This window comes from Pedobacter humicola (assembly GCF_056490705.1).
In genome coordinates this window covers 26,076-38,319 of the sequence record NZ_JBWJIG010000009.1, presented here as the reverse complement: position 1 = coordinate 38,319, position 12,244 = coordinate 26,076, and the positions used below count along the sequence as shown (strand labels likewise).

9 protein-coding genes are annotated in these 12,244 nt (G+C 40.5%); 7 read left to right on the top strand and 2 right to left on the bottom strand.

Going from position 1 to position 12,244, the window contains the following annotated elements; translation table 11 throughout:
• The first annotated feature begins 3 nt into the window (after positions 1-3).
• From AC04Q1_RS14990 to AC04Q1_RS14960, 7 genes are all read left to right on the top strand, one after another.
• Positions 4-1,221, top strand: a complete 1,218-nt coding sequence (locus AC04Q1_RS14990; RefSeq protein ID WP_478365399.1) for an enolase C-terminal domain-like protein — start codon at positions 4-6, stop codon at positions 1,219-1,221.
• Between the two features lie 18 nt (positions 1,222-1,239).
• Positions 1,240-2,892, top strand: a complete 1,653-nt coding sequence (locus AC04Q1_RS14985; protein WP_478365398.1) for a sodium:solute symporter — start codon at positions 1,240-1,242, stop codon at positions 2,890-2,892.
• Positions 2,893-2,899: 7 nt separating this feature from the next.
• On the top strand, positions 2,900-4,201 hold the full coding sequence (locus AC04Q1_RS14980; RefSeq protein WP_478365397.1) for an alpha-L-fucosidase: 1,302 nt from the start codon (positions 2,900-2,902) through the stop codon (positions 4,199-4,201).
• Between the two features lie 15 nt (positions 4,202-4,216).
• The gene (locus tag AC04Q1_RS14975) at positions 4,217-4,675 is read left to right on the top strand and encodes an L-rhamnose mutarotase (protein ID WP_478365396.1); all 459 of its coding nucleotides are present in this window, start codon (positions 4,217-4,219) and stop codon (positions 4,673-4,675) included.
• Positions 4,676-4,714: 39 nt separating this feature from the next.
• Positions 4,715-7,132, top strand: a complete 2,418-nt coding sequence (locus AC04Q1_RS14970; RefSeq protein ID WP_478365395.1) for a glycoside hydrolase family 95 protein — start codon at positions 4,715-4,717, stop codon at positions 7,130-7,132.
• A gap of 37 nt (positions 7,133-7,169) precedes the next feature.
• On the top strand, positions 7,170-9,362 hold the full coding sequence (locus tag AC04Q1_RS14965; protein WP_478365394.1) for an alpha-galactosidase: 2,193 nt from the start codon (positions 7,170-7,172) through the stop codon (positions 9,360-9,362).
• A 110-nt stretch (positions 9,363-9,472) separates the two neighbouring features.
• Complete coding sequence (locus tag AC04Q1_RS14960) at positions 9,473-9,733, top strand: hypothetical protein (protein ID WP_478365393.1); 261 nt, start codon at positions 9,473-9,475, stop codon at positions 9,731-9,733.
• A 175-nt stretch (positions 9,734-9,908) separates the two neighbouring features.
• Here AC04Q1_RS14960 and AC04Q1_RS14955 read toward each other — a convergent pair whose 3' ends face one another.
• Positions 9,909-11,300: an undecaprenyl-phosphate glucose phosphotransferase gene (locus AC04Q1_RS14955; RefSeq protein WP_478365392.1), complete on the bottom strand. Its 1,392-nt coding sequence runs from the start codon at positions 11,298-11,300 to the stop codon at positions 9,909-9,911.
• A 374-nt stretch (positions 11,301-11,674) separates the two neighbouring features.
• A complete protein-coding gene (locus AC04Q1_RS14950; RefSeq protein WP_478365391.1) occupies positions 11,675-12,241 on the bottom strand; it encodes a carbonic anhydrase in 567 nt (188 codons plus the stop codon).
• Between the last annotated feature and the right edge of the window lie 3 nt (positions 12,242-12,244).

Here is a 12,244-nt window from a genome sequence, read left to right as displayed (position 1 = left end):
AACATGATAAACAAAGTTGACATTAGCGATAAACGATTTGAACTGGCAACTGGTGCCGGAAGCGATGCCATACACAAAGATCCCCAATATTCATATGCCGTAACACAACTTACCGAAAATGGCAAAACGGGAACGGGACTGGCTTTTACATTGGGCGCAGGTAATGATCTGGTTTGTAATGCTGCACAATTTTATGCCGATACTTTAAAGGGCATTGGCATTGAAGAGCTGATGGGCAATTTTGGAGAAACTTTTAAAACCTTATCAAACGAGCAGCAATTTAGATGGCTTGGGCCTCACAAAGGCGTGGTACATTTAGGATTGGCTTCTGTTACCAATGCCTGTTACGATTTATGGGCAAAAAAGCGTGGTGTACCTTTATGGAAATTATTGATCGACCTTAGCCCTGAAGAAATTGTAAATACCCTCGATCTTTCCTATCTGGAAGATGTACTCACCAGAGAAGAAGCTATAGAAATGCTGCAAAGTCAGGCGGATTCGAAAAAATCGAGGGAAGGTATACTCAGTGCTGGCTATCCAGGTTACGATACTTCTGTGGGCTGGTTCAATTACGATGATGAAAAAGTACGCGAAAATTGTAAAAAAGCGATTGATAACGGTTTTACGGCCATGAAACTGAAAGTGGGTTCAGCAGATCCAAAGCGGGACATCAGAAGAGCTAATATTGTACGGGAAGTTGCCGGAGAAAACGCAAAGGTAATGTTAGATGCCAACCAACAGTGGACTTTACCACAAGCGATATCCATTTGTAATGAGCTAAAAAACATGAACCCTTACTGGGTTGAAGAGCCCACCCATCCCGATGATGTTCTGGCACACCAAACCTTGGCTAAAGCCATTGCACCTGTAAAACTGGCACTGGGTGAACATGTTCCCAACCGCATTATTTTTAAAAATTATTTACAAACCGGTTGTACCAGTTTTGCTCAGGTAGATGCTGTACGCGTTGGTGGGGTAAGCGAATTTATTACCATCAGCTTAATGTGCAAAAAATTCGGGGTCCCGGTTGTACCGCATGTTGGTGATATGGGTCAGCTGCATCAGCATCTTGTGCTGTTTAACCACATTGCCATGGGGCATCAGGCTTTATTTTTGGAACATATCCCGCATTTAAAACAACATTTTGTAAACCCGATAAAGATTGAGCATGGTGTTTACATTACGCCTCAGGAGGCAGGGAGCAGTTGTGATTTAAAATAAACGTTAAACTTTGCAAATATGATCAGCACCCTCGATATTATAATTACCATCGCCTATATATTATTCATTGTAACCATAGGGCTGTGGACAGGTACGCGAAAGAAAAAGGATCAGGAGACCACTAGCGGCGAATATTTTTTAGCTGGCAAAAGCCTCAAATGGCCTATGATTGGTTTGGCTTTATTTGCTACTAATATTTCGTGCTTACATTTGGTTAGTTTGGCTCAAAGTGGATTCGACTCAGGGCTTTTAAACGGCAACTTCGAATGGATGGCCGCTTTTACGCTCATTCTTTTAGCCCTGCTGTTTATTCCTTTTTATATCCGCTCAGGCATCTCTACCCTTCCCGATTTTTTAGAACGCCGTTATAACCGTGCCTGTAGAGATTGGCTCGCCTTTATCTCTATCCTTTCGGCCATTATTATACACATTGCTTTTTCCTTTTTAGCAGGAGGTATCGTGCTCGAAACGCTATTTGGCATTAACATGTACAAGAGCATCATCGTAATCGCAACACTAACAGGCTTGTACACTATCATTGGCGGATTAAAAGCCGTAGTGGTTACCGAAACCATACAAAGTTTGGTATTAATTACAGGTGCGATCATTATTACCGTATTCGCCTGGAACAAAGTGGGTGGTTGGGATCAAATGACCGCTGTGCTACAAAGGGAAAACACCATGGACAAACTTAGTATGATCCGGCCCGTAGGCGATAAAAGTGGTATGAGCTGGATCGCCGTATTTTTAGGTTATCCGATCTTGGGCATCTGGTATTGGTGTGCCGATCAAACCATTGTACAACGTGTTTTGGGTGCAAAAGATGAAAACCATGCCCGTGTTGGTGCGTTATTTTGCGGTTTCATTAAAATTTTACCTGTTTTCATATTTGTGCTACCTGGCCTGTTTGCCTATGCATTATACAAATCTGGTTCGATGGATTTATCGACCTTACAAAGTGTTGGTGCCAATGGCGAAACCATTTTAAATACCAAAGGGATTTATACCCTGATGATTACCCAGCTTTTGCCAAAAGGATTGGTAGGTATATTGGTAGCTGCGCTCCTATCGGGATTGATGAGCCAGATTGCAGGAGCATTAAACTCTATTGCCACTTTAAGTAGCTACGATTTATACAAACGTTTTAAACCCGAAACCAGCGATAAACAATTGGTAACCGTTGGGCGTTGGGCGGCAGGAGTTGCTTTAATTGTGTCCATTGCCTTGTTGCCTTTATTAAACAGTTACCAAAGTTTGTTCGAAGGGATAAACGATGTGATTGCACACATTGCACCACCCATTACCTGCGTATTTTTATTGGGTGTATTCTGGAAAAAAGCATCGGCTGAGTCGGCACAATATACCTTGCTTATCGGCTCCATATTGGGCGTAGCGGTGTTTATTGTAAATAAGGTTTACGGTACCGAAACTTTTATCGGTCAAATCCCATTCATGATGATGGCCTTTTACCTTTTCTGCGTATGTGCGGTTACGCAAATTGTGTTTTCATATATCTATCCGGTAAAACACACTGCACAAAGCGAAGTACTGTACTGGAAATCTATCTGGGAGCCCTTGCAAAGCAAAGGATGGAGCGGTATAGGCAATTACAAATTTTTATCGGTGGCGCTTCTGGCCATCATGGGTGTTTTATATGTTTATTTTAGATAGAATTGATATGAAAAAAAGTTTCTTGTTTCTGATTGCATTAACGACATTTTTGAGCGTTGCTGCACAAACAAAAAAGAGTAAACCATCTCCAGTAAATGATTTTATGGATAAACGCTTTGGCATGTTCATCCATTGGGGGCCGGTAAGTTTACGGGGTACAGAAATTGGCTGGAGCCGTGGCGATCAGGTAGCGGTAGAGGATTATGATAACCTGTATAAAGAATTTAACCCTGTGCTGTTTGATGCCGATGCTGTTGTAAAAACGGCTAAAGATGCAGGTATGAAATACCTCACCATTACCGCACGTCACCATGATGGCTTTTGTTTATGGCCAAGTGCCTATACCGATTTTGATATAGCCCATACACCCTATAAAAAGGATATCGTTGGCGCACTAAACGAAGCCTGCAAAAAACAGGGCATTAAATTCTGTATTTATTATTCTGTGTTAGACTGGCACCACCCCGATTATCCGATCCACTCGCCAAAAAACCAAAGTATCGACCCGAAATCAGATATGAACCGTTATGTGCTTTATATGAAAAATCAGTTAAAAGAACTGATTACCAAATACGATCCCTATATGCTCTGGTTTGATGGCCAATGGGAAAAACCCTGGACAGATGAAATGGGCAAAGATCTGTACACCTATCTCAAAAAATTAAAACCAGAGGTGGTCATCAATAACCGGTTGGGAAAAGAATTTGCAGCGCTCGAAAATAAAAATATCGATGCCTCCAAAATGGTCGGTGATTACGATACGCCTGAACAGGTTGTAGGAAAACTAAATATGACCACCCCCTGGGAAAGCTGTTTTACCATCTGTAACCAGTGGGCCTGGAAACCAAACGACAAAATGAAATCGTTAAAACAGTGTCTCGATATTATTTCGAAAACAGCAGGCGGTAATGGCAATCTTTTGTTAAACGTTGGTCCCATGCCTGATGGACGGATCGAAACCCGCCAGGTTGAGCGTTTAAAAGAAATCGGCGATTGGTTAAAAATCAATGGTGAAGCCATTTATAGCACATTGGGAGGTCCATACCACCCCAACAACGATTATGCAACCACCAGAAAGGGCAACAAAGTTTACCTGCATGTACTCAACACCAGTTTGGATAAACTCAGTTTAAAAACCATTCCGGGTAGAAAAGTTAAAAAGGCATACTTACTAAATAACCAGATAGTTAATATTGAACAAAAAGAAGGCATTTCGGTTCAGCTTCCTGCTGGTCAAAGCAATCAATCCGATTACATTGTGGTGCTCGAATTAAATGGAAATGCTGAAGATATTCCGGTGATTAACTAAATCAATTAGGACCATATGAAAAATTTAAAAACAATCCGTCTATGGCTGTTAGTCCCATTACTATCCCTATGGGCTTGTAATCCACCTGCAAAAACGGATACTTCAGCTGCTTCTCAGCAGGATACGGCACAAAAAACAGTACGTTATGGAACGGTTACAGGTTTAAAACCTGAAAAAATTGCCGATTACAAAAAATTACACGCTGCAGCATGGCCGGCAGTACTTAAAAAAATCAGTGCGTGCAACATCCGCAACTACTCTATTTATTTAAAAAAAATAGATGGAAAGCCTTATCTCTTCAGCTACTTTGAATACACTGGAAAAGATTTTGTTGCCGACATGAAGAAAATGGCTGCCGATACCACTACCCAACGCTGGTGGAAGGAAACCGCACCCATGCAAATTCCCTTACCCGATGCTGCTGCAAAAGGCGAAACCTGGAGCAGTATGGAAGAAGTGTTTCATCAAGATTAATGGAACGCCCCAATTATATATAATCTGAAATTATCCCTGATGAAGAAAATACAGCTCATTATTTTAACAATCTGTGTAGCTACAAAAGTTTGGTCGCAGTCCATCCACAATGACAAAATCTGGTACACTTCTCCGGCAAACGCTACTACAAAAGACAATCCGGATGGATGGAAAAGTGACCCGGAATGGTTAAAAGCACTTCCCGTTGGCAATGGTTTTTTAGGGGCAATGGTATTTGGAGATGTAAACCAGGAACGGATACAACTTAACGAAAAATCTTTATGGAGCGGCAGTGCGGATGACAACGACAATCCGGATGCCGCAAAATACATTCCTGAAATTCGGAATCTCCTTTTTGCAGGAAAATATAAGGAAGCAGCAGAATTAACCAACAAAACCCAGGTGTGCAGGGGTAAAGGCTCTGGTCAGGGCAATGGTGCAAATGTTCCCTTTGGTTGCTACCAAACGCTGGGCGACCTGAGGTTAGACTTTGGCAAAAAATCCAGTTTTAAAAACTACTACCGCGAACTCGACCTCATCACCGGAATAGCATTAACCAGCTACGAACAAGATGGCATTAAATATAAAAGGGAAGTTTTTACCAGTTTCCCGGATCGGGCTCTGGTGATTCGGTTTACAGCCGACAAAGCCAATGCATTATCTTTTTCATTATCGTTAGATCGGCCCGAACGGTTTAAAACCCTGGCAGAAAATGGCCGTTTAGTGATGAGCGGGATTTTAAATAACGGCAAAGGTGGCGACGGTATGCGCTATAAAACTTACGCTGTCCCGCAGCTTACCGGCGGAACAATAAAAGCCGATGGAAATACGCTACAGATCTCAAAAGCTACTTCAGTTACCATTATATTAACAGCCGCTACAAACTACCGTCAGCACTATCCGGATTATATCAATGCGAATTTTGAAAACGAATTGAACCTGCTAACTAAAAAAGCAACTGCCAAAAATTACGGATTATTGCGAGAAAGACATGTAAATGATTTCTCTTCTTTTATGAAAAGATCAAGCCTCCGGTTAAACAATAGCAACAATAATTTACCCACGAACGAGCTGATGGCTAAAAATGTAAAGAGCCATAACGAATCGGCTTTGTACGGCTTATATTATCAATTTGGCCGTTATCTTTTGTTATCCTCATCTCGTAAAGGGAGTTTACCTGCCAACTTACAGGGCATCTGGGCCAATCAGATCCAAACCCCATGGAATGGAGATTACCACACCAATATTAATGTTCAGATGAATTATTGGCCAGCTGAAGTAACCAATCTATCCGAATGTCAGGATCAGTTTGTTGATCTGGTTTCATCGTTACTGGAACCTGGAAAACGTACTGCGAAAGTACAATACCAAATGAACGGCTGGGTACTCCATACCATTACAAATGTTTGGGGTTATACCTCCCCAGGCGAACATCCAAGCTGGGGTATGCACGTGGGTGGTGGTGGCTGGATGTGCGAACATTTATGGGAACACTATGCCTTTACCAAGGATAAAGATTATTTAGCTAAGGTATTTCCCATTTTAAGGGAAGCCAGTATGTTTTATTTAGATTGGCTGGTAAAAGACCCAAAAACCGGGAAGTTGGTATCAGGGCCATCCCCATCGCCCGAAAATTCATTCCTGGCACCCGATGGCGCCACGGTACAGATCAGTATGGCCCCTACACACGATCAGGAGCTGATTTACGAACTGTTTAGCAATACCTTAAAAGCGGCTGCTATTTTAAAAACAAATGATACTAACTTTCTAAAAAAACTCACCGATGCCAGGCGAAATTTAGCCTCACCTAAAATAGGCTCAGACGGCAGGTTAATGGAATGGGCAGAAGAATTTACGGAAGTAGAAGTGCAGCACCGCCACATGTCTCATGTATATGCACTTTATCCGGGCAATCAAATTACGAAAGATAAAACACCAGAGCTGGCAGAAGCGGTAAAAAAAACATTAGAAATAAGAGGTGATGGCGGCGTTGGATGGACATATGCCTGGAAAATTGCACTTTGGGCCAGGCTAAACGATGGAGATAGGGCATTTAAAATATTAAACGCCCAATTGCGTCCAACTTCAGATACAGATACGAAATACAATCAGGGCGGTGGAACGTATTATAATTTGTTTGATGCCTGCCCTCCTTTTCAGATCGATGGAAACCTGGGCGTAATTGCTGGTATGGCCGAAATGTTGCTGCAGAGCCATGAAGATTTTATATCCCTGTTACCTGCCTTACCAACGGCATGGAAAGAGGGTTCGGTAAAAGGATTGGTTGCAAGAGGTGGTTTTGTAATTGATATAAACTGGAAAAACCATCAATTACAATCCGCAACCATTGTAGCCAAGAAAGGAGGACCCTGTACAATTCGTTATCAAGGAAAAAAGGTTATATTAGAAACGAAGGCTGGGCAGCATTATCAACTTAGCGCTGCAGATTTTAAATAAACCAGCGACTAATCGCAACCTAAAATACATGCCACCGATGAAACTGGTAAAAACATTTTTGATAGCCCTGTCCGCTTTTCAATTTTTGAGTCTTGCCGCTCAAGAAATGCCCCAATCCTATTCAACGGGCATAGAAAACCTAAGCACCTCCGATTGGCTTGTAAAGCAAAACAAGCTACAGGCTCAGGTTTTTTACACAGCCGATAAAAAAGGTGTCATTCTTTATAATGGATTAGCGAAACGTGTATTTACACTGTTGCCAGGTTTGGCTTGTATTGATTATAAAAACATGAGCAATGGCCAGCAGTTGATCCGCTCAACAAAACCGGAAGCTAAAATTACCATAAATGGTACCGTCTACAATGTTGGCGGACTTTACGGACAAAAAGAAAATGCATACTTCCTCAGCCAATGGGTCAATCACCTTGATGCAAAAGCGGACTTCACTTATAAATCATTCAGAATAGATTCCATAAAACCATTTCTCAATTGGAAAAACACAATCTGGGCTTCGAACAGGCAACAAGCCAAAGGCAAAATGATCACCTTTAATTTTGAAAGTGATCAGTCTGCTTTAAAAGGGATCAGCATTAATGTTCATTATGAACTTTACGATGGCCTTCCATTAATTGTAAAATGGCTGAGTATAGAAAACAAAGGAAGAAAAGAGTTTAAGATCGGCCGGGTGGTCAATGAAATTTTAGGGATAGTGGAAGAAGAAAGTGCTGTAGTGGGTACTGAGGAGCAGATGAAAAAGCAACATGGTATTTACATTGAATCGAATTATGCCTTTAACAACTCCATGACTTATGAAATCAGTGATCAAACCACACATTGGAAAAAGGATAGCACTTACACTTCGCAGGTTAATTACGACTATAAAACGCCTGCTTTATTGGAAATTTATCCTGAAAATGCAGTTGGAATCTCATTAAAACCTAAAGAAATTTTCAATTCTATCCGTACCCACGAACTGTTAATTGATACTTACGACCGGGAAAGAAAGGGATTGATGATCAGAAAAATGTACCGTACCATTGCGCCATGGACCACACAGAACCCTATTTTTATGCATTTGGTAAGCAAAACTGATGAAGAGGTATTAAATGCAATAGAGCAATGCAAAAATACTGGCTATGAAGCGCTAATTATGAGTTTTGGCAGTCATTGTAACATGGAAGACACGTCTGCTAAAAACATAGCGCATTGGAAAAACATTGCCGATATAGCCCGTAAAAAAGGCATAGCCATTGGTAGTTATTCACTTTTCAGCTCCCGCCATATCAGTGAAGAAGACGATGTAGTAAATCCAAAAACAGGTAAAATCGGTGGCGCATTTTTTGGTAATGCCCCATGTTTTGGCAGTAAATGGGGTTTATCTTACCGCGATAAGATTAAATATTTTTTAGCCGAAACCGGTTTTAGCATTTGGGAAAACGACGGCCCGTATCCTGGCGATATCTGTGCATCAACTACACACCCAGGTCACCGCGACAAAGACGATTCGCAATGGAAACAAATGGAAATCCAAAAAGAGCTTTACCACTGGTGCAACGAAAATGGGATTTATGTAAATGCCCCGGACTGGTATCTTTTGGACGGTACAAACAAGGTTTCTATAGGTTATAGAGAGGTAAATTTTTCATTGCCACGCGATCAACAGAAAATCTTAAACAGACAAAATATTTTTGATGGCAACTGGGAAAAAACGCCATCAATGAGCTGGGGTTTTGTACCCTTAACCAAATACCAGGGTGGTGGCCCTGAAGCGATTCTTGAGCCCCTTTCAGAACACCTCACCGATTATAAACAGTTGATGATGCAATATTATGGAGCCGGTGTACAGGCATGTTACCGTGGCCCACGTTTATACGATACTGAATCCACAAAAAACACAGTAGTTGAGGTGATCAACTGGTATAAAAAATACCGCAGCATCTTAAATAGCGATTTACTCCATTTACGCAGGGCAGACGGTAGAGACTGGGATGGTTGGCTTCATGTAAATCCATCACTTAAACAAAAAGGACTTGCCATGATTTTTAATCCTTTGAAGGAAAAAATCACCAGAAAAATTAAAATACCTCTGTATTATACAGGATTAACCCAAACGGCATCTATCCGTATTAATGATGGAAAGCCACAACAATTGAAATTGAACAGGGCATATGAAGTAGAGGTCACCATTGTACTTAATCCAGAAGAATATAAATGGATCACTATTGAGTAATTTAAGGTGCCGAAAGCTTATATATTGAAGAAGTTCAGAATTTGCGGCCAAATAAACCAAAACCAATCCATTCTTATGCTGTTCTGTATAAATAGTTAAAAACTAAGATTATGGAAAGCACAAAAGAAAATAACAAAAATTTAGGTGATAAAAATGCCGATAATGCTGCTGATAAAACCAATATGCCGGATCAACAGGTACCCCGCCACCGAAGTAACGATAACGAAAAGAAAAATAGCGTAGAAACTGAAGCTGGTAACCTGGGGAGAGATTTTGGAATGGGCGATTTTGGTTCGGAGGAAGCAAGAGCAGATGCAGAAAAAGGGAATAAGGGCCATGCCGGAAACATGCCAAATACTGAAGAAAAATAAATGATGCTGCCTCACAAGGAAAGGACCTGAAAAAGTTAATTTTTATCATCGATCGGGTAGAACTGGTTTTTACCTGATCAATTTTAATTCAAAGGGTATGAACATTAATATAAAATTAACGACTTCCCGAAATGTGGATAAAACAAAAGCCCGATAGGGCTTTTTATATATTTACTTAAAATGCATTTTCCTCACCTTTAACCATGTTAATCACAGTCATAAAGATAATCTTTACATCGAGCATGGCACTCCAGTTTTCCAGATACCAAATATCATGCTCTACGCGTTTCACCATTTTATAGTCTTCTTTAGTCTCGCCACGGTAACCATTTACCTGTGCCCAGCCAGAAATACCTGGTTTTAAAAAGTGTCGGACCATAAACTGATCTACAATACCCTTATATTGCTCGGTATGACTCAACATATGCGGGCGAGGGCCAACTACGCTCATATGCCCCATAAATACGTTAAAAAACTGAGGCAATTCATCCAAACTCGATTTTCTTAAAAATTTTCCGATAGGCGTAATACGATCATCGTTTTTGCTGGCTTGCCGGTTATCGCTATCCGAGTTCATACGCATGCTCCTAAATTTAAAACACCAAAAAGGTTCATCATCACGTCCGCTCCTTAGTTGCTTAAACAATACAGGGCCCTTACTTTGCATTTTAATCAATATAGCAATTATTGGATATAGCCAACTTAGTACAAAAAGAATCACCAATCCACTAAATACAACATCAATAACCCGTTTTTTAAACCGGTTATGTATTTTCTCTAATGGTTCTGAACGTAAGGAAATCACAGGGAACTCATTACCTAAATAACTTACGGTATAAGGAGACAAGAGCGCCCCGCTAATATCGGGGATAAACTTTAAGCGTACACATTGTCTTTCCGCTTCCTCAGTCAATAAACTCATGTCAGCCATCCGCTCTGGTGCAATGGTAACATAAATATCCTTAATTCCTTTGTCAACAGCCATTTTAAACTGGCGCCCTACCATATCAGAAATCTGTCCGTTACGGTCCAGATAATCTTCTGCTACGTCGTTAATGAAGCCGTGAAATTCGATATAGCGTTGTTTTTCAAAATAACTTGCAAGTTGTAGTCCCGTTGCATTGTTACCCATAATCGCAACTGATTTAACACCCCGTAGATGATTAAACAATAAGAACTGGAAAGAAGTGCCCATAAAACGGTTCACCAAAAACAGAATGGCCAGCATGCCGTAAAAAATTACCAGAAATGATCTCGAGAAGTCATTTTGCTTAGAAAAGAAAAGATAAAAAGAGAACAAAACCGCATGTAAAACTACACTTTTCCAGGTTCCACGATAAATCCGTTCTATTCTTCTTGATCCGTATTCGCTATACAATCCAAAGCTGGTGGTACTTACGATCCAAATCAGATTACACACTACGATATAATGCCATTGCAATTCTGAACTCACAGCTTTACCCATATAGGCCGTAAATTCGTAGGCAAAAAAGTACACAATATTGACCATGATCAGGTCAGTTATTGGTAAAATATATTTGAGCATGAATAGGTAACGTGTTTGCATAGGCTTAAAGGGAAAACTTAAACATTTATCTATTGTTTTTGTTTTGAGTGAATCATAATGAACAAAATTAATGCCCAAATTTTGAATTCAGGATCAAAAAAATGAATAACAAAAGAAAAACCACTAATAATCAGGCAATATTAGCTTTAAAAAACCATGTATATAAACGCGTATCTATATATTTACAATAGTGCTTATCAATCCTTAAATACAAAAAGAGGCCATCCCGATATTATGAGATAGCCTCGTTCCTAACAACTAAAAAATAACACCTATGGAGGTGTTTAACCTACTTTAAACGCAGGAGCAACATCATCAAGACAAGTACACGTTACTTTCAAGTCTTTAATGATTCCTGTTTTTAAACTATATACCTAGGCATGTACCGAAAGCTCCTGGCCATTGGCCCAGGCACTTTGTACAATCGATGTATTGGTCACATTTGCAGCACCTTCAATCGCGTTTAATTCAACCAAACGATCAAAACGCTGATCCGGATCTTTGATGGTGGCCATTTCGCGTTCGTGCGTACGGTATACATCCCGGATATTTCTCAACCAGTTATCGATAATACCTACCTGTTTGTTGCCCAATGCAGCTTTAACACCTCCACAACCATAATGGCCGCAAACAATTACATGTTTTACTTTTAATACATTAATCGAATAATCGAGCACCGAAAGCAAGTTCATATCGGTATGTACCACCACATTGGCAATGTTTCTATGCACGAAGATATCACCCGGTTTAGTATTTGTAATCTGATTGGCAGGCACACGGCTATCAGAACAGCCAATCCATAGTACCGGCGGGCTCTGACCTTCAGAAAGTTTATCAAAAAAAGCAGGGTCACTGTCAATGGTATCTTTAACCCAGTCCTTATTGCCTTGCAACAAGTTATCGTATGTTATATCTTTCGTTTCTATTGTTTTTGCGCACATATC